The following is a 24,377-nucleotide window of genomic DNA, read 5'->3' as shown; positions in this document are numbered from 1 at the left end:
GTTTATATAAGTTTAGTGATAGTTTTGGAAAGAAATTCTTTCTTCATTATTTGAAATATTTTATTTTTATTTATTAAATAGGCATTATGAGTATTAAAAAAATAGCGTTTTTAATTCTTTTCACTTTTATATTTAGCTGTAGCAAAAAAGAAGATTTTAAGCCTACAGTTAAACTTGATTCAATTTTAAAAAATGAGAAATTAAAGAAAGATTATGCTGAATTTAGATTTGATAATATTTATTTGTTTTCAGGAATAGAGAAAAAAGAAAGTTTTATGAAGTTTTCTAGAGAAGCAAGTATTGATGATCTAGTTTTAATGACAGAATGTGAAAAACCAATCGTAAGGTGTTTTGCATTTAAAATATTGGTAGAAAAAGATTATCCTAAAATTCGTGAATTATTGTTTAGGCATAAAAATGATAATGAATATCTAGATGTTTTGCATCCGCCCTGTGTTAGGATGAATGAAATGGTTAAAGTTTATATGCTACAGCAATTAGATCCGTTTTCAAATAGTAAAAGGAAATTTAATAGAGCTGATTATGATAAGGTTGTGGCTGATTTTTTTAGATAATATTTTTAGGAAAATAATATTGTCATTAAATCTTAAGATATTTTGATATGGTTTAAAAATCTGTCAGTAATTGCCTTATGAATACAGAACCTTCTAAATTAGCCCCGATAGAAGTGGAAATCCTTTTGTGACGGGGTTCGGCACAAAAGATTGCAACGGATAGCGGGACAAAACGTCTTTTGAAACCTCAAATCTTCTGCTTCTTAATAATTAACTGATAATCATATCGGTTTTGTTTTGTTAATTCAGAAAAATGTACTAATTTTGCAGTCCTTTTGGCAGAGAAGAGTTTCCATTAGGAATCAACCATTTATGTAAAACAACTTCTGTATTTTCTATCGCATGGAGAAACTCGAGAAAAACAGAATACAAATTTTTTTATCAGCATGTCTGAACAAACAAAATCACAAGAAGAGTTTTTAGCAAATTTTAACTGGCACAACTTCCAAGAAGGAATCGATGCAGTAGATGAAAAAAACTTACAAGAGTTTGAAGAACTAGTATCAAAAACTTTCATCGCTACAGATCAAGAAGAAGTAGTTGAAGGAGTTGTAGTTAGAATTACAGATAGAGACGTTATCGTTGACATCAATGCTAAATCTGAAGGTGTTATTTCTTTAAACGAATTTCGTTACAACCCAAATTTAAAAGTAGGTGACAAAGTTGAAGTATTAATCGACATCCGTGAGGATAAAACAGGTCAATTAGTATTATCTCACAGAAAAGCACGTACTATCAAATCTTGGGATAGAGTTATTGCAGCTAATGAAACTGGAGAAATCGTTAACGGTTTTGTTAAATGTAGAACTAAAGGAGGTATGATTGTTGACGTATTCGGTATCGAAGCGTTCTTACCTGGATCTCAAATTGACGTTAAGCCAATTAGAGACTACGATGTATATGTAAACAAAATGATGGAATTCAAAGTGGTAAAAATCAACCACGAATTCAAAAACGTAGTTGTATCTCATAAAGCACTTATTGAGGCTGATATTGAAGTACAGAAAAAAGAGATCATCGGTCAATTACAAAAAGGACAAGTATTAGAAGGTGTTGTTAAAAACATTACTTCTTATGGTGTGTTCATTGACTTAGGTGGTGTTGACGGATTAATTCACATTACTGACCTTTCTTGGAGTAGAATCAACCACCCAAGTGAAGTTCTTGAATTAGACCAAAAATTAAACGTTGTAATCCTTGATTTCGATGATGAGAAAACAAGAATTCAATTAGGATTGAAACAATTAAACGCTCACCCATGGGATGCTTTAGATGCTAACTTAACTGTTGGTGATAAAGTTAAAGGTAAAGTAGTTGTAATCGCTGATTACGGTGCATTTATCGAAGTTGCTGAAGGTGTTGAAGGTTTAATCCACGTTTCTGAAATGTCATGGTCAACTCACTTACGTTCTGCTCAGGACTTCGTGAAAGTTGGAGATGTTGTTGAAGCAGTTATCTTAACTCTAGACAGAGAAGATCGTAAGATGTCATTAGGTATCAAACAATTGACTCAAGATCCATGGACTGACATTACTTCTAAATACCCAGTAGGTTCTAAACATACAGGTATCGTTAGAAACTTTACAAACTTTGGTATTTTCGTAGAATTAGAAGAAGGAATTGATGGATTAATCTACATTTCTGACCTTTCTTGGACTAAGAAAATCAAACACCCATCTGAGTTTGTAAACGTTGGTGAAAAACTTGATGTTGTAGTATTAGAATTAGATGTTGAAGGACGTAAATTATCTTTAGGTCACAAACAAACTACTGCTAATCCTTGGGATCAGTACGAAGATTCTTTCGCTGTAGGAACTATCCACAACGGTGAGATTTCTGAAATCGTTGACAAAGGAGCTACTGTAGAATTCGGAGATGATATCGTTGCTTTCATTCCTACTCGTCACCTTGAAAAAGAAGACGGAAAGAAATTGAAAAAAGGTGATACAGCTGATTTCAAAGTAATTGAATTCAATAAAGAATTCAAAAGAGTTGTTGCTTCTCACACTGCTATCTTCAGAGAAGAAGAAGAGAAAAATGTGAAAGCTGCTGCTGAAACTACTACATCTGCATCTACAAACGCACCAGCTGCGACTTTAGGTGACAACAATGATGTATTAGCTGCTTTAAAAGCTAAAATGGAAAAAACTGAGAAAAAATAATTCTTAGCTTTTTTATAAAATAGAAAGTCCCACAGTAATGTGGGACTTTTTTTTATTCAGTTCTTTATAATTTAAGATATTTTAACAAATAAAGTTGTGTTATTATCTTAAAAAGTTATTTTTGTATGAAAATACAACATATGAAAAAACTCTACTTTTTTGTTTTGGCTTTATGCTTTTTTAATAGTACAAATGCACAATTTGTTTCTTTTCAAGATTTTAATCTTAAAATAAAATTACTGTCATCTCCTTTAAATACCAACTCCAATTCGGAAATTGAAATCAGCGAAGCGTTAAATGCTACTTATTTGGATATTAGCAACTCTAATATCACTTCATTACAAGGATTAGAAAGTTTTGCCAATCTTCAATTTTTAAATTGTAGTGAGAATCCAATTATGACAGATGTTGATTTTAATTCTTTAAAGAAATTAGTTTATTTAAATTATTCTAATATTCAAAACAAACAATATTTGCAAATTGAAAATTTACCAGAGTTAACCACGATAATAGCTGAAGGACTATCTAATTTGAAATATGTTCAATGTACAGGAAATCCAAAACTAGCGACATTAAGCTTAATTGGGGCAACTACTTTGACTGAAATTTGGGCTACAAATAATAAATTGTCTGTTTTGAACCTGCAAGGATTAACTGCACTTAAAAAATTACGCTGTTCAGGAAATCAATTAGCGGCATTAGATGTCAGTAGTTTAACGAATCTTGAAACTTTGAGCTGTGAAGGTAACGTACTGAAATCGACAGAATTTAATGTATCAGGATTAAATAATCTAAAATATTTATCCTGTCAATACAATAAATTGGTAAAATTAAATGTAGATCTTCTCACAAAACTTACATATTTAAGCTGTTATTCTAATGAACTTGTAGATTTGCCTGTAAGTAACCTAATGAATTTAGAGGAACTGTATTGTGACGGAAATAATATTTCTTCATTAAAATTAGGCAGTTTGCAGAAGTTAGTCTGGCTTAACTGCAGTGATAATACATTACCACAATTGTATGTAGATGGTTTGACTAGTCTTAAGGGGTTAAAATGCAGTTACAATAAATTGACATCACTAAATGTAAGCACGTTAACGAAGTTAGAAAGTCTTGAGTGCTTTAATAACCAAATTGATACTTTGGATTTAAGTAATTCGAAGAATCTGAATCGCCTTGATTGCTCTCAAAATCAGCTTACTTTGCTATTGATAAGAAATGGAAGTACGGAAAAAGACTATTTGAAGTTCTCTTCAAATCCTAATCTGAAGTATGTTTGTGCAGATGAAAATCAGCTGAGTACTGTTCAGGCTTTGGTTGCAGAATATGGTTATAGCAATTGTAATGTAAATTCGTATTGTTCTTTTAAGCCCGTTGGTACATATTATACAGTTGAGGGAAATAATAAACTTGATTCTGATAATAATGGATGTGATACTCAGGATATGAGTATGCCAAATTTTAAGCTCAGTCTGTCTGATGGTACAAACACAACTAATATAACAGCTGATGCAAATGGAAATTATTCGATTCCTTTTCCTGAAGGAAACCATTCGATTACTCCAGTTTTAGAAGAACCAGCTTATTTCTCTGTTTCTCCAACTTCTGTAAATGTTTCTTTTCCTGTACAAACCGCTCCTTTAAAGCAAAATTTTTGCATAACTCCAAATGGTTTACATCCTGATTTAGAAGTGGTTGTTTTGCAAACTGTTCCTGCAAGACCTGGATTTGATGCATCATATAAAGTTATTTATAAGAACAAAGGCAATATAGCACAATCCGGATCAGTGAATTTAAGCTTTAATGATTCTGTTTTGGATTTTATCGCATCAAATCCATCTGTAAATACTCAGAGTACAAATAATTTATCATGGAATTTTACAAATATTAAACCTTTTGAATCCAGAGAAATCTCGTTTACCATTAAAGCAAATGCTCCAACGTCTACTCCAGCTGTAAATATTGGCGATATTTTGACATTTACTGCTGCCATAATATCTTCAAATGCAGATAAAACCCCTAAAGATAATTCATTTGTCTTCAATCAAACAGTTGTAGGATCTTATGATCCGAATGACAAAACCTGTTTGGAAGGTTCAGTTGTTACTTCAGAATTAATAGGTGAGTTTGTGCATTATATGATTCGTTTTGAAAACACAGGAACTTACCAAGCACAAAATATCGTTATAAAAGACATTATCGATTTATCAAAATTTGACATTTCAACGCTAATTCCAACAAGTTCAAGTCATCCTTTTGTTACTAAAATTTCAGAAGGAAATAAAGTAGAATTTATTTTTGAGGGAATTAATTTGCCTTTTGACGATGCGAGTAATGATGGTTATGTCGCTTTTAAAATAAAGACAAAACCAACATTAGTAGTAGGAGATACGTTTACGAATGAAGCTAATATTTATTTTGATTATAATTTTCCTATTTTGACTAATACAGCAACTTCAACATTTAAAACTGTTTTATCAACAGAGGAATTTAATTTCTCGAGATATTTAAGTTTATATCCAAATCCGGCAAATCAGTTTTTAAATATTTCGCAGAACCAAAATATTGAAGTGCAATCATATGAAATTTATGATGTTTTAGGACAATTAGTACTTGCAGTTCCAAATGCAAAAATAACTTCTAGTATTGATATTTCTAGGCTTAGAGCAGGTAATTATTTTATAAAAGTAAAATCAGATAAAGGAAGCTCGAGTATGAAATTTATTAAGAATTAAATAGAAAGTCCCACAGAAATGCGGGACTTTTTTATTTGTTTATAATATTTTAATCTCTAGTTATTTCTCGACTGTCAGTTAGAATGGAGCCGAGAACCCGTTTTTAAAAACGATATTTATTGATATTAGTTTGATGCTAATAATTTTGATTCCTCTGGGGTAAATTCTGGAACAATATAATATGATGTTATTCCAGTTATTTTCATTTCATCCAAAATATCTACCAAATTACCATAATTTGATTTTTTAGTAGGTTTAATAATAACTACTAGATCTCGCATTAGTTTACTAGAATCAGAATAATAGCTTTTTAAAGATTCGATTCGAGCAGTAAGTTCTTTTCGAATTCCATTTTTACCATATGCAACAGTTTTAGGCTTTTTAATTGGACTTGCGATAACTCCAATATAATAAATTAATTTATTGTTTTCGCCTAGTATTACTGTGATCGATCTATTTTCACCATCATGACGGGGCGGACAGTCGCAACAACCTCTATCTTGCCCAGTATCATATTTCATTTCTCTAGGTTTCGACAATTCTCCAACAACCATAAAAAATATAATTAGCAAAAAAGAAACGCTGACCATAGCGGTTAAATCAACTCTAGAATTTAACTTTCTGCTTCTGACTTTTTGAGGTAGATTTTTCATAGGCTTTAGATTTAATTTGAAGCTAATAATTTTGATTCTTCTTGAGAAAATTCATCGACAATAGAATAAGTGTCAATTTTTGCAATTTTCATTTCGTCTAAAATGTCAACTAGATTTTGGAAATTACTTTTTGAACTTGGCTTTATAACCACAATTATTCCGCTTTTAGGTTTCCCTACAGATATCATATACTCTTTTATTTGTTTCTTTTTAAGGAAAACTTCCTCTCTAATACCTTTTTTTCCAAATTCAAAATTTTTAGGAATTTCAAGTGGATAGGATAAAATCCCAGAATAAGTGACTATTTTGTTATTATCCCCCAGTAAAATTGTATACAAGCGATTAGGCTTAATATGACCAGTTGGGCCACATGTAATGTCATCATTATCTGGAAGAACCAAATTTTTTCCTTTAGGTTTAGATAATTCTCCAACAACCATAAAAAATATAATTAGCAAAAAAGAAACACTAACCATTGCAGTTAAATCCACTTTTGAATTTAACTTTCTGCTTCTGACTTTTTGAGGTAGATTTTTCATAGTCTTTAGATTTAATTTGAAGCTAGTAATTTAGATTCTTCTGCACTAAATTCATCAACTATTGAATAGGTTTCAATATTGGCAACTTTCATTAGATCGAGTATATTTACTAAATTACCGTAGTTTGATTTTTTACTCGGCTTTATTATTACAATTACACCATTCATTGGTTTTCCTACTGAAATCATATAATTATGAACTTCTTTCTTTTTACGGAATACTTCTTGATTGATTTCATTTTCCCCAGATTTAAATTCCTTTGGTGTCTCCATTGGAAATTCTAATATTCCAGAATAAGTTATTATTTTATCGTTCTCGTCTAATAATATGGTATAGACCCGATCGGCTTTTATACATGCATGACTCCATCTGCATACATCTTTTTCCGGTAAAGCGAGATCCATTCCTTTGGATTTTGACAATTCCCCAACAACCATAAAAAATATAATTAGTAGAAAAGAAACACTAACCATTGCAGTTAAATCCACTTTTGAATTTAACTTTCTGCTTCTGACTTTCTGAGGTAGATTTTTCATAGGCTTTTTGATTTAGAGTTGTAACACAATTGAATTAGTTTGAGGCCAACAATTTTGATTCTTCTATAGTAAAATCATTTACTATAGAATAGTTTTCAATATTGGCAATTTTCATTTCATCTACTATATTTACTAAGCTTCCATAATTTGAATTTTTACTCGGTTTTATAATAACGATTACTTCACTTGTTGGTTTTCCTTCGGAGATCATATAATCATGAACTTCTTTCTTTTTACGGAAGATTTCTTGCCGTATCTCATTTTTTTCAAAATTAAACTCTTTTGGCTTCTCGATTGGAAATTCCAACAAACCTGAATAAGTTATTATTTTACCATTTTTATCTAACAATATGGTATACAATCGATCAGTTTTGACACATCCAATATTTTCTAAATAGACATAGTTCTCTGGAAAGGAAAGATTCATTATTTCAGGCTTTAATAGTTTCTTAGCAGCCATGAAAAATACAATCAGTAAAAAACAAACGCTAACCATTGCGGTTAAATCTACTTTTGAACTTAACTTTCTGCTTCTGATTTTTTGATGCAAATTTCTCATGATTAGTAAGTTTTGATTTTAAATTTAATAATAAAATCGATACAAAAATTAGATGTATTTATGTTTTTTTTGTAAAAATATTAGAATACTTTAATGTCTTGGTTTACGAGAAGTTTAGGGAAGAATTAGAATTTTTTGACATGAAAATAATTTTCAAATGAAAACCAAAACTACTTTATCGCCGTAAATGACCTTATAACTTAAAAATCATTTAATATGAAAACTAGAAAATTTTTAGCCGTAACAATTTTAGCTTTAGGATTTGCATTTACATCAAATGCTCAAAAATCAGTAATGGTGGGTGGTGCAGCGATGTATCCAAATAAAAATATAATTGAAAATGCTGTTAACTCAAAAGATCACACAACATTGGTTGCTGCAGTAAAAGCGGCCGATTTAGTTGAAACTTTAAAAGGAAAAGGCCTTTTTACCGTTTTTGCCCCAACAAATGCAGCATTTGATAAATTGCCAAAAGGAACCGTAGAAACATTACTAAAACCCGAAAATAAGAAGCAACTTCAAACTATTTTGACATATCATGTTGTTTCGGGAAAACTGAATTCGGTTGATATTGCAGAAGCAATTAAAGAAGGCAAAGGAAAAGCGGCTTTTAAAACGGTAAGTGGCGGCACAATAACAGCTTGGATGAAAGGAAAAGATCTATATATTAGTGACGAGAACGGAAATAAAGCAAAAGTTACTATTGCTGATGTAAATCAATCAAATGGAGTTATTCACGTTATAGATGCTGTATTGCTTCCTAAAAAATAAATGGCTTAAATTCCAATTTGAAAATTCCAAATTCCAAATGCTACAATGGAATTTGGAATTTTATTTTTGAGGTTTTTTCAATTTATTTTTTTGATGTCAAAGTACTTCCTGCGGAAGCAATTACAACGCATATTACAGCTAGAATTTCGTAAAAATTTAAACTTTCTTTCAGAAAAATAAAGGCACAGATAGAGGCTGCTGCCGGTTCTAGGCTCATTAAAATACTAAAAGTACGTGGAGGAAGTTTTCCCAATGCTTTCATTTCTAGTGTAAACGGAATTGCACTCGATAAAAGAGCAAGAGCAATACCCATTCCGAAAAGTTTAGGCGTAAGATTGTTTAATCCGCTTTCAAAGAAACCAAAAGGTAAAACTAAAAGAGCCGCAAATAACATTCCTATAGTAACGGCATCTCCATCATTCATTATTTTTGAAACTTTGCCTCCCAAAACAATATAAGCACTCCAAAAAGCCCCAGCCAAAAGAGCGCATATAATTCCGACAGGATCTAAACGATCATTTGTCCAAGGCGCAATTAATAAAATGCCAACTGCAGCCAATAAAACCCAGCAATAATCAACCAAACGTTTTGAACCAGCTATTGCAAGCAATAATGGCCCCACGAATTCTAGTGTTACCGCCAAACCAATTGGAATTCTTTCTATAGCGAGATAGTAAATTAAATTCATAGCACCCAATGATAAACCATAAGGAATTACAACTTTCCATTGTTTTGGTGTTATGGTTCTCAAATTTGGTCTGTAAGCTAATAATAAAATTATTGCCGAAATACCAATACGCATTGATGCTGTACCTGCTGAGCCAATTGTTGGAAAAAGTGTCTTTGCAATTGCCGCACCGAATTGCACACTGATAATTGCTAATAATACTGCTGGAACAGGAGACAGACTGATTTCTCTGTTTTTCATAAAAAAATAAGACAGAATACTAAAAAGCCTATTTCTGTCGGATAAATAAAAATGTATTCTAAATTAATTGCCCAATGCTTTTTTTGTAACATAGGCGCGATAACCAATAATTGCCATTTGCCATTTCTTTGCTTTTGAAATATCCAGACCTTGTTTGGTAAAGCTTGGCAAAAGTAGTTTATTTAGTTTAGCTAATAATTTATACATGGTAGATTTGTTTCGGCAAAGATATAAAAAAAAGACTTTGTGTTTGAAACAAAGTCTTTTGGCAGTAAAATGTAAAAGTATTTAAATTCTGATAACCAGGTTTTTATCTCTATCTGTTTCGCAGTTTATGGCATTTTTCGGAGCCTCCATTCATCCAGCTTTATTGATGGCAAATTTGAAAAGAAAAACCAGTGTTTGAGCACTGGTTTTTTATGTTTCAAAATATATGCAACTATGCTTTTTTATTTTGTTTTTCCATTTCTTTCATGTCTTTTTCATGCTGCTTCATATCTTTCTCATGTTGTTTCATGTCTTTTGCATGTTGCTTCATGTCTTTGGCGTGCTGTTTCATATCAAGCTCATACTGTTTCATGTCTTGTTCGTATTGCTTCATGCTATTTTTATAGTCTTTAGAATCATCTCCGAAGTTAAACTTAAAGTCATAATTAAATTTTTCCATGTTTGCACTGAATTTTTCCATAGCAATTTCATACTTCGCCATTTCTTTTTCATAAATGGCTTCACGTTGAGACATAATAGTTTCAATTTGTTTCTCATATGCATCCATCTGAGGTTCCCATGCTTCCATTTGTTTTTCAAAAGCTTCCATGTCTTTTTCAAATTTAGCCATAGCAATTTTATCTTTTGGGTTTTTAGGAGCAACTGGAGGTTTTGGCATTTTTGACATGTCAACTGCAGGAGCAGGAGGCAGTGGCCCTGAAGGAAATGAAGGTGGAGTTGGAGGTGCTGGAGGAACTATATCTCCATTACGAACAATAACTTTTTCGTTTCTGATAATTATTGGTGTTCTGAAATTTTTATCAGTATTGATAACAATAGCTTTTGCTCCATTTTCATCTGTTCCAATTGCTAGCTCACAATCTTTTATAGCTTCGTCTCCGTCAATTTTGATAGTTTGTTTTTTGCCAGAATCCGATTTTACTTTGATCTGAATCGCTGTTAATTCCTCTTTAGTATTTCTTTTCACATCAGAAATCTCAACATCAAGATTATGATTTGTTTTTAACTTTCCAGGAAGTTCGTTTAATTCCTTGTCGGTTGTGTTTTTTGTTATTTTGATGGTTTCATCAGAATCTTTGATAGTATCTCTTTGAACAACAGCTTCATTTTGTTTCTTTTCCTGTGCAATGGTCTTTATTTGAAATAAAAGAACAAATGCACCAAGAGCAGGAATTACTGCCGAATATTTCCAGTAGTTTCTTTTCTTTGATTGATTTTTGTTTAACATGACAATTCGTTTTTTGATTAATGATTGATAAAAATGATTGGTGATTGCAACGCAAGTTTCATGCGTTGTGATTTTTAAAAGTGTGTACTGATACGCTTTTTTGTCTGCAATTTTTTTAGAGGCCTCGCTATCAGCAATAAATTCGAGATTTTGCAAAATTGCTTTTTTGTAAAGCCAAACAATTGGATTGAACCAAAATAGGATACAGAAGATTCTCGAAATCAAAACATCGACTGTGTGTTTTTGATCGCTGTGCACTTTTTCATGTTCCAGAATATTCTCCAATTCTGCAGCTGTATATAGTGATGAGTTATATACAATGTAATCGAAATAGGAGAAAGGCGCAATGTTTTCATCTACGTCAATGAATTTAAAATCATTTTGCTGTTCAATTTTCTTTCCTTTCAAAACAGAGTTTAAGCTGTAAAAATCAAAAGCAAATTTGATTAGGAATGCTAAGAAACCAATTCCGTACACTACAGCAAGGACTAGACTCCAATTGATTTCGAAATTTTCCTCCTCAACAACCGTAACGGCTGTTGGTTTATATTGAGGCGTGTAAACAATGGCATCTTGACTTGAAGTCGAAATGTTTTTTACAGCATTTTCCGTAGTTGTTATAATTGGAGCAGGAGTATGCGCAGGTGGTGCTTCAATCCAAATCACTTTGGTGTAAACTACAAAAGGCAGTAAAACAGAAGTAATTAAACCAGCAATAAGAAACCAGCGGCTGCTGTTGAAAAAAGTCTCTTTGCGAAGTAAAAAAATATAAGCAAAATAAAACATTGCTAATAACCCGCTTGATTTTAGGATAAAAATGAAAAGTGCTTCCATACTATTTTGATTATTTACCTTCTTTTGGATTTTCGATCATATCTAAGATTTCACGTAATTCGTCTGCCGAAATTTTTTCTTCTTTGGCAAAGAATGAAACCATGCTTTTATAAGAACTATTGAAATAATTATCAATAGCAGTACTCATGAAACCTTTTCTATAATCTTCGATGCTTACAGCTGGATAATACTGATGCGTATTTCCAAAAGCATTATGCTTCACATAACCTTTCTCTTCCAAATTACGGACAATGGTTGACAAAGTGTTGTAATGTGGCTGATCTTCTAAAATCTCTGCTTGGATTTCTTTTACAAAAGCCTTTTTCAGCTTCCATAAAATATGCATGATTTCTTCTTCTTTGTTGGTTAGTTTTTGCATTTCTTTTCTATTTAAAAATTAGAAAGGTTTTATTTTTTAGTATAGATTTCGATTACTCCATTTGAACCTTTATCACCATATTCGATAACTGCATTCTCTGGTTTGAAAACATGTACAGATTCGATATCAGTTGGCTTAATACTATTATAATCAAAGCTAGAAGGCATTTCTTCTCCATCTACAATTACAAGCGGATGGCCTACTTTAATATTTGTTTTTGCATCACTTGATACAGCAACGGTCGCGCCATTGCTTGCAATAACTTTAGTGTTGCCGTCTTTGTTTACGATTACAGTAGTGCTAATATTTGTATTAGTATCACTGTTAATTTTTGTACTAGTAGTAGAATTAGTGTTAACATTGGTTTCTGTATTAGTAATTGTGTTTTTAACTTCAGAATGGTTTGCCTTTTCATTTAAAGCAACTTTTTGACTTACAGCGCTTCTTTCATCATAGGTTTTAATGCCAGTTCTTTTTGTGCCATTTTTTCCAGAAACAACAACTATCCCGAAATCTTTAATGGCAACTTTTCCGCCTGTTTGGATAGATTGAGATTTTTGGTTTTCATATGCTATTTCAACTTTAAGTGAAGTTAGCTGATTTGCTGAGTTTCTTTTGACTCTAGAAACTTCAAAATCAACATTGTGCAACATTTTTAATTGCGTTTTGATTCTTTTTAGCTCTAAATCTGTAGTGTTTTTTTGAATTTTGTAAATATCAACGGCTTCAATTTCGTTTGAAACTGATTTTACAGTTTGAGGTCTTTCTTTTGCAATTACTTCAATTTGAAATAATAATACAAATGCTGCAAGAGCTGGGATTACAGCATAATACTTCCAAGAATTTCTTTTTTTTGATTGACTTTTGTTTAGCATAACGATTCGTTTTTTGATTAATGATTGATAAAAATGATTAGTGATTGCAACACAGTTTTCGTGCGTTGTTATTTTTAAAAGCGTGTATTGATAGGCTTTTTTGTCTAAAAGTTTTTTTGCAGCCTCGCTGTCGGCAATAAATTCTAAATTCTGAGTTATTGCTTTTTTGTAAAACCAAACAATTGGATTAAACCAGAAAATAATGCTGAATATTCTCGAAATCAACACATCGAATGTATGATTTTGATCGCTGTGCACTTTTTCGTGTTCAATTATGTTTTCCAATTCTGAAGCTGTGTACAGTGATGAGTTGTACACGATATATTCAAAATAGGAGAAAGGAGCAATGTTTTCGTTTATGTCTATGAATTTGAAATCGGCTTGCTGTTTGATTTTTTTTCCTTTAATAATAGAATTCAAACTATAAAAATCGATTGCCAATTTTATTAGAAAAATCAAAAGGCCTAAAGCGTAGAGCCCAAGAAGGAAATAATTCCAATTAAACTCCGAAGATTCGTCTTGAGATGTGTTTGATACGAAATTCTGAAAATCGGTATCAAATTGTGGAGCCGCATTTATCCATATTACCTTCGTATAAGTCACTAATGGTAAAATTGCTGATACAATTAAACCAGACAAAAGAAACCATCTGTTGCTATTAAAGAATGTTTCTTTGCGAAGTAAGAAATAGTATGCGCAATAAAACAAAAGCATTAAACTGCTTGATTTGATAATATAGATGAAAAGTGCTTCCATAATCAGAATTATTTATCTTCTTTTTTATTTTCGATCATCGATAAAATTTCGCGCAATTCATCTGCTGAAATTTTTTCTTCTTTAGCAAAAAAGGACACCATGCTTTTATATGAACTATTAAAGTAATTATCGATTGCGGTTTTCATAAACCCTTTTCTGTAATCTTCAATTGGTACAATCGGAAAGTATTGATGTGTGTTTCCGAAGGCATTGTGCCCAACATATCCTTTTTCTTCCAGATTACGCACAATAGTAGATAATGTGTTGTAATGTGGCTGGTCTTCAGTTATTTCAGCTTGAATTTCTTTTACAAAAGCTTTTTTCAGCTTCCATAAAATCATCATAATTTCTTCTTCTTTGTTTGTTAACTTCTGCATCTTCTTTAATTTTAATTCAAACCTACAACTATTTTTTTAGTTACACAACTATAAAAATAGTTATTTAACTAAAAATTAAGTTTGATTTCGATTTTAGACGCAAAAAAGCAATTCAAATTTAATGGTAATAAATTGAATTATAGTGTTTTAAAAAGTTAAAAGTTGTTTAGGAAGCTTTTGGGTTAAGTAAAGCGTTTTTAATCCAAATGCAACACCCGGTTGCAAGAACACCAATGCAGGCCATAAAAAGCCAATTGGTTTGATAGCCAAATCGGGTAATAATCTCGAAGCCAAGTTTAGAACTCACAATATGAGCAAGACTAAAACTCATGGTATAAAGTGCCATGTATCGTCCTTCTTGTCCGCGCGGTGCACGACTTAGCGCAAATGCATTGGAAAACGGAAAAGTAAGAACTTCACCAATAGAAATGCAAACCATACTAACAACCAATATTCCTGCCCAGAAATTAATAAGAAGCAAAAAGAAACTGGAAGCCATTACAAAAGAGCCAACTATTATAATTCTAATTTTAGGAAAAGCTTTTCGCTCTAAGAATCCAACTGTTGGCATTTCTAGAGAGAAGATCAATAGACCGTTTAAAGTCATTAAAAGACCTGTTTGGAATTCGCTTAAGCCAAATTTTTCGTTATGATATAAAGGTAGAGTAGTAAATAACTGGAAGAAAATCATAGCCGTAATAAAACTTACGAATAAGAAAACCCAAAATATTTTATCATGAAAAACCGATTTTACATCGGTAGCGCTTTCTGCTTTATCGTCGTGTGTGGCTTTTTTCTTTTCTTTTACTAGCAGAGCGAAAATAGAGATCGAAATAATACAAGAAGCACCATCAACCCAAAACAAGCCTGAATATCCCATTCCCATAATAATTAAACCTCCAAGAGCTGGCCCTGCTGCAAAACCTAAATTTACTGCAAGACGTACAAGTGTTAGGGCACGAGTTCTATTTTCTGGTTTAGCATAAGCTCCAAGAGAAACAAACATAGCAGGTCTGAACATGTCTGCAATTGTCATAAGTACAAACATGGCAACGCAAAGTGTCCAAAAAGTAGTGATATATTGTACAAAGAAAAGAGAAATACCGCTTGTAAATAAGCTAAAAATCATGATTTTATAGAACCCTATTTTATCTGATAGTTTACCTCCAAGCCACGAACCCAACATTGATCCAAAACCAAAAGCAACCATAATCCATCCAACTTGATTGTACGAAAAGTGAAGGTCTTCTTTTAAATATTTAGATAAAAAAGGAAGAACCATTGTCCCGGCACGGTTAATAAAAGTGATAATGGCAAGAATCCAAACTTCTCTGGTAAAACCTCTGAAGTTGTTAATGTAGTGGGTTAAGGCGTTTTTAAGCATTTTGAGTGATAGATTATCGTAACAAAGTTAGGAAACTTTGTCTCGTTAAGTGGTTGTTGTTTTGTTACTTTTGAACTATTTTTGCAGAAAATTTCTAAGATGAAAACTATAAACGCCCTAGCTTTATTGTTGGTATTTAATTTTGGCTTTGCACAAAAAAAGTTTAGTAAAACTGATGCTCAGAAGTTTCAAAAGAAAATCAACTCCGAATATGCTGATCCTAAGACAAGTCCGTTGATGGCTGAAGATTTAAAAACTTTTAAAAGCTTAGATTTTTTTCCTATTTCTGAAACTTATTTTGTGAATGCAACTTTGGTAAAAGCCAAAGGAGGAAAAGTTTTTGAAATGAAAACTTCTGGAACTCGCACTCCAAAGTATATAAAGTATGGAACTTTAAATTTTAAAATCAACGGAAAACCTTTTCAGCTTGCTGTTTATCAAAGTTTGGATCTTATAGTTCAGGAAAAATATAAGAATCATTTATTCTTGCCTTTTTCAGATTTAACAACTGGTAAAGAAAGTTATATCGGCGGGCGTTATATTGATTTAGAAATTCCGAAAGGAAATACGATAGCTGTCGATTTCAATCAGGCTTATAATCCGTATTGCGCTTATAACTACAAATATTCTTGTCCGCTTGTGCCGCAGGAAAATGATCTGAAAATTGAAATCAAAGCGGGTGTAAAGACTTTTCATTAATGCAATATTTTAATCTTCATACCCATCAATTTACCAATCAATCAGATGTTTTAGAATTGGTTAATCAATATCCAAAAGATTTTGATGCGTCAATTCCATTTTATTCGATAGGAATTCATCCATGGTATATTGATGAAAATAGGCTTAATGAAGATTTGAAAACTATAGAGGAAAAACTGCAAACCAAAAATTGTCTGGCAATAGGCGAATGCGGTTTGGATAAAAGAATAGAAGTTCCGTTTGATTTGCAAGTTTCTGTTTTTGAAAAGCAATTGGAATTAGCAGAAAAATATAAAAAACCTGTAGTAATTCATTGCGTTGCCGCTTTTCAGGAAGTCATGGCGATTAAGAAAAAAATGAAGATAAATGTTCCAATGCTAATTCATGGTTTTTCAAAAAATAATCAATTGGCAGAACAATTAATCGTGGCTGGATTTTATCTTTCATTTGGAAAATACTTATTGAAAAATCCTGATTTGAAATCGGTTTTTCAAAATGTCCCAAATGATCGTTTTTTCTTAGAAACAGATACTATTGAAGAATCAATCAAAGAAGTTTACAATTTGGCTTCTGAATATAAAGGACTAAATTTAATTGAATTAGAAGAGGTTATTTCAAGTAATTATAAAAGTGTATTTAGGTAGTATAATGTGATTTGTCAGGCTGAGCGAAGTCGAAGCCAAGACCAATTGGAACGCCCTTCGACTCCGCTCAGGGTGACAACAGTAAAAAACATGAAACATGAAACATGAAACTTGAAACATGAAACTTGAAACATGAAACTTGAAACAAAAAGAATAAAAAATAAAACAACAAAATAGAATATAATGGCAGAATGGACAGAAAGAGCTGAGCTTTTGTTTACTAAAGAAGGATTAGAAAATTTACAAAAGTCTAATGTTTTAGTCGTTGGACTAGGAGGAGTTGGATCTTTTGCCGCTGAATTTTTAGCGAGAGCAGGAGTAGGGAACATGACAATTGTAGATGGAGACGTTGTGGATATTACCAATATTAACCGTCAATTGCCAGCTTTGCATTCAACAGTTGGTCAGCCAAAAATTAAAATTGTAGGCGATCGTCTGATGGATATTAATCCGGAATTAAATCTAACTCGTGTTCAGGAATTTCTTTCTCCAGAACGTGCTTTTGAGATTGTTTCTCCAGAATTTGATTATGTTTTGGATTGCATTGACAGTATTACTCCAAAATTAAATCTGATTATTGCCGCAAAACGCAAAAGAGTAAAAATCATCAGCAGTATGGGAGCTGGCGGAAAAATGCTAGCATCAAAAGTGAAAGTAGCGGATATTTCAAAAACAATTAACTGCTATTTCTCCAAAACAGTTCGTAAGCGTTTAAAAGAAGTAAAAATTAATAAACTAAAAGTGGTTTTCTCTTCTGAAATTCAAGACGAAAAAAGCTTAAAATTAACAGACGGTAAAAACTTTAAAAAATCGTTTTACGGAACAAACAGCTATATGCCAGGATTATTTGGCTTGCACGCCGCAGAAACAGTGATTAGATATTTGTTGAGCAAATAAGATACTAAGACGCTAAGATTCTAAGTTGCTAAGTTTTTTTTCTGAAACGCTGAATCTTAATTCCTTTGAACTTATAAATAAAACGTAAAGCAACTTTGTCAAAGTTTAAAACTTTGACAAAGTTAAATACACTAGAGAGAAATCTTAGAATCTTAGAATCTCAGAAACTTTAAAAAAATGATTAAAACAGTAATTTTTGATATGGACGGCGTAATTGTTGACACAGAACCTGTTCATCGTTATGCCTATTATTTACAATTTTCAGAATTGAATATCGAAGTTCCTGAAGAAATGTATACCACATTTACAGGATTTTCAACTCGAAATACATTTCAGACTTTAAAAAGCTATTTCCCAACGGTAGAACAGGAAGTTGAAGATTTAATTCAGAGAAAAAGAACAATTTTTAATGATGCTTTTGACACTAAGGAAGATTTATTTCTTTTAGATGGTGTCGAAGATTTGATTAAAGATTTGTACAACAACGGAATACAATTAATTTTGGCTTCATCGGCTTCAAAAGTTACTATTGATCGCGTTTTTACAAGATTTAATCTGCATCAATATTTTACACATATTGTAAGCGGTGAAGATTTTCCGCAATCAAAACCAAATCCAGCAATATTTATTCATGCAGCTTCTCTTTCTATAGCGCCAAAAGAAGAATGTATTATTATTGAAGATAGCACCAATGGCATAAAAGCAGCAAAAGGTGCAGGAATTTACTGCATTGGTTATAAGAGTGAGCATTCGCATCTTCAAGATTTGTCTGAGGCTGATTTAGTTATAGAACATTTTAACGAATTAAATGCTGAAAAAATATCACAGCTAAAGGGTTGAATTATATAAAATTTAACATTTGTTCCCTAATTGAATTTGTAAATTTGAATAAAAATAAAACTTAAAATAATGAAAAAACTACTTATTGCTTTAGCCCTGATCTTAGGACCATTAGCATCAGAAGCACAAGTAAAAACACCGCAAGCAAGTCCAAAAGGATATATTAAACAGACTGTTGGTTTAACCGATGTTGAAGTTACGTATTCAAGACCGGGAGCAAGAGGAAGAGCTGTGTTCGGAAATTTAGTTCCGTTTGGAAAATTATGGAGAACTGGAGCTAACGAAAACACTATTATCAATTTTAGCGACGATGTTGTAATTGACGGAAAAACGCTAAAGAAAGGAAAATATGCAATTTACACAGTTCCTAGAATCGAAAGCTGGGATATTATTTTCTACCTTTCTACAGACAACTGGGGATTGCCAGAAAACTGGAGCGATTCTTATGTAGCTTTAAAAACTACAGTTAAAGAAGAAGCGTTACCAACTCCTGTAGAAACATTTACAATCGGAATCAATGGTTTAGACCCAAATTTTGGTTATATCGACATTGCTTGGGAAAACTCTCATGTTGCTTTAAAGTTTGAAGTTCCAACTGCTAAAATTGCAACAGCAAGTATCGATAAAGCTTTGTCTGGTCCGAGCTGGAACGATTATTTTGCAGCATCTCAATATTTATTCCAATCAAATGGAAATATTGAAACGGCTAGAAATTATGTTGACAAAGCTCTTGATATGAGTTCAGACAAGCCATATTATGTGTCAAGATTAAAAGCATTGATCCAAGCCAAACAAGGTGATAAAAAAGGCGCAATCGAAACGGCAAAGGCTTCTTTAGCATCTGCTGAAGCTGCAAACAACGCTGATTACGTAAAATTGAACAAAGACAGTATTGCTGAATGGAGCAGATAAGCTTTTAAATTTTCAGTATATAAATTTTCAAATTCCAGGACTTTCGAGTTTTGGAATTTTTTTTAGATGTTAAAATAGACAGACTGGTCTGTTTATTTTATAGATTATTTATATATTTGCAGATATAAATTATAATGGGATGTCGCCGAAAGAAAGAATATTAGAAAAAACATTTAGTCTATTCCATACACAAGGTTATAATGCTACGGGCATTAATCAAATTATTGAAGAGGCAAAAGTCGCAAAAGCAAGTTTTTATCAGCATTTTAAATCTAAAGAAGATTTGTGCGTTGCTTTTTTAAATCAGCGCCATTTGTTTTGGTTTGAAGAATTGAAAAAATTTACCGCTAAGGAAGAAGACACAAGACTAAAAATTTTGGCTTCTTTTGATTTCTTAATTTATATGAATAAAAATGAAAATTTTAGGGGTTGCAGTTTTCTAAATATTTTATCAGAAATTCAATCAGATAATATTAAAATATTAGCAGTAATTCAAAGCCATAAAGCCGATTTACGAACTTATTTTGCCGAAGTTTTAAATGATAGTCTATTATCAGATCATCTATATCTGCTTTTTGAGAGCTGCATTATAGAAAGCCAGCTTTTCAAATCAAATAAGCTTATTGAGCAAACAAAGAAAATTATTCAAACTTTAATTTTATAATTATGGAACAGAAATTGCCATTGCCGCCATTCTCTTATGAAACAGCAATAGAAAAGATTCAACTAGCAGAAGATGCTTGGAACAGTCAAGATCCTGAAAGAGTTTCAAAAGCCTATACCGTTGACAGCGAGTGGAGGAATAGAAATCAGTTTGTAAATGGTAGAAATGAAATTGCACAGTTTTTAACGCAAAAATGGAAAAAGGAGAAAAACTACAAACTGAAGAAAGAATATTGGGCACATACCGAAAATAGAATTGCAGTTCGATTTGAGTATGAATATCAGGATGTTGATGGAAACTGGTTTAGAGCCTATGGAAATGAAAATTGGGAGTTTGATTCAAACGGGTTGATGCAAAAAAGGTTTGCCAGCATAAATGATCTTTCAATAAAAGAAGAGGAAAGAAAATTATAATAAATTTAATTCATAGAGGGCGGTTCAGGAATTTTTACCGTCCTTTTTATTTTCTTTATAATTAACAAATAAAATGTAATTCCTCCTAAAATAATAAGTAAAGCAATTTGAAGCTGGCCAAGCGCATTGTTTCTGTTATACATTGCATTTGCAGCGGCAAGTTTTGCTTTTCCTTCTTCAATCTGGATTTGAGAAAGCGATTCTAATGTTTTTAAAGCTTTCTCGCTAGAAATGGAAATTTTATCCCAGTTTTTATTTTCAACTTGCCTATTTATTTCTTTACAGGAAAGCAAAAAAACATCAAAATACTGTTTCTCTTTGTTTGTTAAAACTGTTTTAGCATACAAATCGTCAATATCATGAATAATGTCAAGAGTATGAATAATTTCATCTTTTTTAATGTTGTCGCTTAGATTTAATTTTTCAGCTTCAGCTTTTATAAAATGAAGTTCCTTTGAGTATTGAAAAATATAATGTGCCACCACCAATCGATCTTTATAAATTGCATTGATATTGTCATTTACGTTTTTGGAATTTCGCAGTGTGTTAAAGTTACCAAGCAGAATGATAAGCATTACGACTAATAATATGAAAGCAGCTTTGGTTTTATTGCTATATCTTCTTTGATCTTTCATGACATTTTTTTTGTGAAACTAAAATTTTAATCAATCACTTTGTTCTCGTTGAGCGCAATGTTTTTTATGGATGCTAAAGGGGTAATTTTTATTTTATTATCTCCCTTAACTAAATAGAAATAATACAAACTATTATTTCCAATGATAAAAACATTCTCAGATTCACCTTCATTAAAATCAAGCTGATAGCTGTAATCCAATCTGTTTTCTTTTAGCTTTTTCGTAGTAAAATAGCCTCCTGCGAATCCGTAACCTAAAAAAAAGGATAATAAAAAAATGACAAGCGATTTTATAGCAATGCCATTATAGTAGCTTTTAGTTTCTTCTGGAGACAATTCATCTGTTGATTTTAGTTCGAATGATCTTTTTACAAATGCCAAATCTTTATTCTTGGCCAAGAAGGAAGGAAGATAAAAATGAACTAAAAAAAGTATGGTGATTGCTCCTAAAATAATCGGATTTGAAGTAAATTCAGCAATTGGACTAATTAGAATGTCCATTATTGTGGAATACCTCAATATATTAATTCCGAATTGGTAGTAAAATATACTATCCTTTAGTATTCCCATTAAAATTAGAAATAGATATCCAAAAGGCAATAGCTTTTCTAAATCGTCTGAAATCTTCATTTCTGCAGTTTAAAATTGGTTCGTTTTTGGTAAGTTTTACAACTTACTAAAATAGTCTTTTTTACTTACAATAAATGAAGAATTATAATTGAATAAAGTAGTTATTTGAATTTTAAGTAGCTATATCCTGCTGTCCGCTATATCTTTTGTGCCGAACCCCGGCACAAAAGGATGCCGCTTCCATCAGGGCTAGGGCATTAGTATTTATTTGGAAGATTCTTGTTTAATTAATGAAAGTGTCTGTTTGTTTACAATATCAGCAGCCCTTTTTAAATAAAAAGAACTAGTACATTCTGCATAACTGATATAGACAATATGATTATCATCTTCTAAATTTTCATTTTTCTTTTTTTCTATAGAACCGCTTTCTAGACCGTTAATTAAGTAAACAGGATTTCCTTCTTTAAATAATTGAGTTGTAATTCCTATTAGTCTTTGTTCAGCAACTATTTGTATATCGGTCTCTTTGTATGCTAAAAGAAAAGAACAGTGAAGAAGCGTACAAAACATTGAAGAATCTAATGTTGGATATTTTTTGAATATCTCATTTCCTTGGTTTAAATTTTGAAAGCATTTTGTGTACAATTGAGTAGAAATTGAATTGTCTTCAATTATATTAGAATCGTCTTGATTTTGACTTTCGGCCAAGAAAAATGAAAAAAATGACAGTATCAAAAAGACTTTTCGAATCATCTTACTCCAAAATCACTTCGTTACCATCTGATTTTCCTCTAAAAAACAAAAACTGCAATAAAAGCGCTAATACAATTGTCAAGATAGCGCCAATAAAATTAAGCCATAAATAACCCAATTTTTCCTGATTGTAAACCATAAAATAGTAAATCACAAAAATCGTAAGCTGACTTATAATAGCGCTTATAAACATTGGTTTTGCTTGAACTCTTTTAGTATAAAAAGCTACAAGGAAGATTCCTAAAACGGTTCCATAAAAGATAGAGCCAATAATATTTACAAGCTGAATTAAATTTTCAAATAAGGTTCCAACGCAAGCAAAAAGTATGGCTATAACTCCCCAAAAAAGAGTGAAAAACTTAGTAACATGCAAATAATGTTTCTCTGATTTTTCTTCTTTCTGATTTCGTTTGTAAATATCAATTGCTGTCGTAGAAGCCAAAGCTGTTAGTCCAGAAGCCGTTGAAGACATGGCTGCCGAAAGGATAACGGCCAATAATAATCCGATTAGACCTTTTGGCAAATAGTTCAAGATAAAATGAAAAAACACATAATCTTTATCATTTGTTTCTGTATGGCTATCTGCTCTTGAAATAATTTCTTTCGCTTTATCGCGAAGATCTTTTTCTTTATTGGACAATGCAACCAATTCTTTACGTAAAATTGGATTGTCATAATCTTGATTCAGCTGATCGATGTACAATAAATTAATTACTTTTTTGTCTTCTGAAAGTTTGACTAATTTTTCTTCTAAAGCGTGATATTCATTCTTAAAAGCCGATTTTTCAATCGCGATTTTATTATTTGGATTAAAATTTAGCGGCACTGGATTGAACTGAAAAAAGACAAAAACCATGACTCCAGTCAATAGAATAAAGAACTGCATTGGTACTTTCAGCAATCCATTCATAATTAAACCCATCTGACTTTCACGAACCGATTTTCCAGATAAATAACGCCCAACCTGCGATTGGTCTGTGCCAAAATAGGCAAGGGCCAGAAAGAAACCACCTGTAATACCGCTCCAGAAAGTATACTTTTCTTCAGGATCAAATGAGAAATCAACAATATTCATTTTATCATTTGCACCTGCAATATGAAGCGCACTGTTAAAAGTCATATCGTTTGGGAGATAGTGTAAAATCAAGAAAAATGTAATAAACATTCCAGACATAATAACAAACATCTGCTGTTTTTGGGTTACGTTTACCGCTTTTGTACCGCCAGAAAAAGTATAGATAATTACCATAACTCCAATAATGATATTCATTACGGTTAGATTCCACCCTAATAGTGCAGACAAGATGATGGCTGGCGCGTAAATGGTCAAACCAGTACCTAAACCTCTTTGCACTAAAAACAAAATTGCTGCAAGTGAACGGGTTTTAACGTCAAATCTTCTTTCTAGAAATTCGTATGCGGTATAGACTTTACTTTTATGATATAGCGGAATAAAAGTCAAACAAATGACAACCATGGCAATCGGCAGACCAAAATAAAACTGCACAAAACCCATTCCGTCATGATAAGCTTGTCCAGGTGTAGATAAAAACGTAATGGCGCTAGCTTGTGTCGCCATTACAGAAAGTCCGACAGTATACCAAGGCGTTTCATTATTTCCTAAAATAAAATCCTCAACGTTTTTACTGCCTCGGGTTTTCCAAGAACCGTATCCAACAATAAATAATAAAGTGACAATAAGTACAATCCAGTCAAATAGCTGCATAGGTTATGAGTATAATTGCATGATTAAGAAAAAGATAGCAATATAAATTGCATTAGCTACCAAAACATAGGTGTAGCTTTTTTTCCATTTTTTTGTTTTTTTA

Annotated in this window: 26 protein-coding genes; 11 read left to right on the top strand and 15 right to left on the bottom strand. The window is 31.9% G+C overall.

Annotated elements, in window-relative coordinates; all coding sequences use genetic code 11:
* Positions 1–86 precede the first annotated feature (86 nt).
* The 3 genes from RB618_RS16365 to RB618_RS16355 all read left to right on the top strand — a co-directional run bounded on the left by RB618_RS16365 (position 87) and on the right by RB618_RS16355 (position 5,475).
* Complete coding sequence (locus RB618_RS16365) at positions 87–575, top strand: hypothetical protein (RefSeq protein ID WP_308069719.1); 489 nt, start codon at positions 87–89, stop codon at positions 573–575.
* 386 nt (positions 576–961) lie between these two features.
* A complete protein-coding gene (rpsA, locus tag RB618_RS16360) occupies positions 962–2,737 on the top strand; it encodes a 30S ribosomal protein S1 (protein ID WP_111376332.1) in 1,776 nt (591 codons plus the stop codon).
* Between the two features lie 125 nt (positions 2,738–2,862).
* A complete protein-coding gene (locus RB618_RS16355; RefSeq protein ID WP_308069718.1) occupies positions 2,863–5,475 on the top strand; it encodes a T9SS type A sorting domain-containing protein in 2,613 nt (870 codons plus the stop codon).
* 125 nt (positions 5,476–5,600) lie between these two features.
* Here the strand turns inward: RB618_RS16355 and RB618_RS16350 are convergent, their stop codons facing one another.
* The 4 genes from RB618_RS16350 to RB618_RS16335 are packed head-to-tail and all read right to left on the bottom strand — an operon-like array spanning position 5,601 to position 7,762.
* The gene (locus RB618_RS16350; RefSeq protein WP_308069717.1) at positions 5,601–6,128 is read right to left on the bottom strand and encodes a biopolymer transporter ExbD; all 528 of its coding nucleotides are present in this window, start codon (positions 6,126–6,128) and stop codon (positions 5,601–5,603) included.
* Between the two features lie 11 nt (positions 6,129–6,139).
* Positions 6,140–6,667: a biopolymer transporter ExbD gene (locus tag RB618_RS16345; RefSeq protein WP_308069716.1), complete on the bottom strand. Its 528-nt coding sequence runs from the start codon at positions 6,665–6,667 to the stop codon at positions 6,140–6,142.
* A gap of 11 nt (positions 6,668–6,678) precedes the next feature.
* Entirely contained in the window at positions 6,679–7,203 is a 525-nt protein-coding gene (locus RB618_RS16340) for a biopolymer transporter ExbD (RefSeq protein WP_308069715.1), read from the bottom strand.
* A 34-nt stretch (positions 7,204–7,237) separates the two neighbouring features.
* The gene (locus RB618_RS16335) at positions 7,238–7,762 is read right to left on the bottom strand and encodes a biopolymer transporter ExbD (RefSeq protein WP_308069714.1); all 525 of its coding nucleotides are present in this window, start codon (positions 7,760–7,762) and stop codon (positions 7,238–7,240) included.
* A 216-nt stretch (positions 7,763–7,978) separates the two neighbouring features.
* Between RB618_RS16335 and RB618_RS16330 the strand changes: the two genes are divergently transcribed.
* A complete protein-coding gene (locus tag RB618_RS16330) occupies positions 7,979–8,533 on the top strand; it encodes a fasciclin domain-containing protein (RefSeq protein ID WP_308069713.1) in 555 nt (184 codons plus the stop codon).
* 82 nt (positions 8,534–8,615) lie between these two features.
* On the opposite strand, the gene RB618_RS16325 is transcribed toward RB618_RS16330, so the two are convergent.
* From RB618_RS16325 to RB618_RS16295, 7 genes are all read right to left on the bottom strand, one after another.
* The gene (locus tag RB618_RS16325; RefSeq protein ID WP_274256835.1) at positions 8,616–9,461 is read right to left on the bottom strand and encodes a DMT family transporter; all 846 of its coding nucleotides are present in this window, start codon (positions 9,459–9,461) and stop codon (positions 8,616–8,618) included.
* Positions 9,462–9,524: 63 nt separating this feature from the next.
* Positions 9,525–9,668: an SsrA-binding protein gene (locus RB618_RS16320; RefSeq protein ID WP_111368963.1), complete on the bottom strand. Its 144-nt coding sequence runs from the start codon at positions 9,666–9,668 to the stop codon at positions 9,525–9,527.
* Between the two features lie 232 nt (positions 9,669–9,900).
* Complete coding sequence (locus tag RB618_RS16315) at positions 9,901–11,751, bottom strand: M56 family metallopeptidase (RefSeq protein WP_308069712.1); 1,851 nt, start codon at positions 11,749–11,751, stop codon at positions 9,901–9,903.
* Between the two features lie 10 nt (positions 11,752–11,761).
* Positions 11,762–12,130, bottom strand: a complete 369-nt coding sequence (locus RB618_RS16310) for a BlaI/MecI/CopY family transcriptional regulator (RefSeq protein ID WP_111425003.1) — start codon at positions 12,128–12,130, stop codon at positions 11,762–11,764.
* 29 nt (positions 12,131–12,159) lie between these two features.
* Positions 12,160–13,761, bottom strand: a complete 1,602-nt coding sequence (locus tag RB618_RS16305; protein ID WP_308069711.1) for a M56 family metallopeptidase — start codon at positions 13,759–13,761, stop codon at positions 12,160–12,162.
* Between the two features lie 8 nt (positions 13,762–13,769).
* Positions 13,770–14,138 carry a BlaI/MecI/CopY family transcriptional regulator gene (locus RB618_RS16300; protein ID WP_066034576.1) on the bottom strand — a complete coding sequence of 123 codons (369 nt, stop codon included), beginning with the start codon at positions 14,136–14,138 and terminating at the stop codon, positions 13,770–13,772.
* Between the two features lie 166 nt (positions 14,139–14,304).
* Positions 14,305–15,522, bottom strand: coding sequence for an MFS transporter (locus RB618_RS16295; protein ID WP_308069710.1), 1,218 nt, complete (start codon positions 15,520–15,522; stop codon positions 14,305–14,307).
* 99 nt (positions 15,523–15,621) lie between these two features.
* Here RB618_RS16295 and RB618_RS16290 point away from each other — a divergent pair, with 99 nt between their 5' ends.
* The 7 genes from RB618_RS16290 to RB618_RS16260 all read left to right on the top strand — a co-directional run bounded on the left by RB618_RS16290 (position 15,622) and on the right by RB618_RS16260 (position 20,591).
* Positions 15,622–16,221: a DUF1684 domain-containing protein gene (locus RB618_RS16290; protein ID WP_308069709.1), complete on the top strand. Its 600-nt coding sequence runs from the start codon at positions 15,622–15,624 to the stop codon at positions 16,219–16,221.
* Positions 16,221–16,865 (top strand): TatD family hydrolase, encoded by a 645-nt coding sequence (locus RB618_RS16285; protein ID WP_308069708.1) that lies wholly within the window; start codon positions 16,221–16,223, stop codon positions 16,863–16,865. The genes RB618_RS16290 and RB618_RS16285 overlap by 1 nt, the downstream gene beginning before the upstream one ends.
* Before the next feature lie 183 nt (positions 16,866–17,048).
* Complete coding sequence (locus tag RB618_RS16280; RefSeq protein WP_308069707.1) at positions 17,049–17,762, top strand: tRNA threonylcarbamoyladenosine dehydratase; 714 nt, start codon at positions 17,049–17,051, stop codon at positions 17,760–17,762.
* Between the two features lie 177 nt (positions 17,763–17,939).
* Positions 17,940–18,602, top strand: a complete 663-nt coding sequence (locus RB618_RS16275) for an HAD family hydrolase (protein ID WP_308069706.1) — start codon at positions 17,940–17,942, stop codon at positions 18,600–18,602.
* Between the two features lie 69 nt (positions 18,603–18,671).
* A complete protein-coding gene (locus tag RB618_RS16270) occupies positions 18,672–19,514 on the top strand; it encodes a DUF2911 domain-containing protein (protein ID WP_308069705.1) in 843 nt (280 codons plus the stop codon).
* 139 nt (positions 19,515–19,653) lie between these two features.
* Positions 19,654–20,178 carry a TetR/AcrR family transcriptional regulator gene (locus RB618_RS16265; protein ID WP_308069704.1) on the top strand — a complete coding sequence of 175 codons (525 nt, stop codon included), beginning with the start codon at positions 19,654–19,656 and terminating at the stop codon, positions 20,176–20,178.
* Between the two features lie 2 nt (positions 20,179–20,180).
* Positions 20,181–20,591 carry a nuclear transport factor 2 family protein gene (locus RB618_RS16260; protein WP_308069703.1) on the top strand — a complete coding sequence of 137 codons (411 nt, stop codon included), beginning with the start codon at positions 20,181–20,183 and terminating at the stop codon, positions 20,589–20,591.
* A 5-nt stretch (positions 20,592–20,596) separates the two neighbouring features.
* On the opposite strand, the gene RB618_RS16255 is transcribed toward RB618_RS16260, so the two are convergent.
* The 4 genes from RB618_RS16255 to RB618_RS16240 form a co-directional block, all read right to left on the bottom strand.
* Positions 20,597–21,226 carry an MCP four helix bundle domain-containing protein gene (locus RB618_RS16255; protein ID WP_308069702.1) on the bottom strand — a complete coding sequence of 210 codons (630 nt, stop codon included), beginning with the start codon at positions 21,224–21,226 and terminating at the stop codon, positions 20,597–20,599.
* A gap of 26 nt (positions 21,227–21,252) precedes the next feature.
* Complete coding sequence (locus RB618_RS16250) at positions 21,253–21,855, bottom strand: hypothetical protein (protein ID WP_308069701.1); 603 nt, start codon at positions 21,853–21,855, stop codon at positions 21,253–21,255.
* 204 nt (positions 21,856–22,059) lie between these two features.
* Complete coding sequence (locus tag RB618_RS16245) at positions 22,060–22,530, bottom strand: hypothetical protein (RefSeq protein ID WP_308069700.1); 471 nt, start codon at positions 22,528–22,530, stop codon at positions 22,060–22,062.
* Positions 22,531–22,549: 19 nt separating this feature from the next.
* Positions 22,550–24,274, bottom strand: coding sequence for a sodium:solute symporter (locus RB618_RS16240; RefSeq protein ID WP_308069699.1), 1,725 nt, complete (start codon positions 24,272–24,274; stop codon positions 22,550–22,552).
* Positions 24,275–24,377: the final 103 nt, after the last annotated feature.

It is taken from the genome of Flavobacterium sp. LHD-85 (genome assembly GCF_030929595.1).
In the GTDB taxonomy this organism is placed as follows: Bacteria; Bacteroidota; Bacteroidia; order Flavobacteriales; family Flavobacteriaceae; genus Flavobacterium.
The sequence above is the reverse complement of the archived record's forward strand: the minus strand, read 5'-3'. Positions and strand labels throughout refer to the sequence as shown.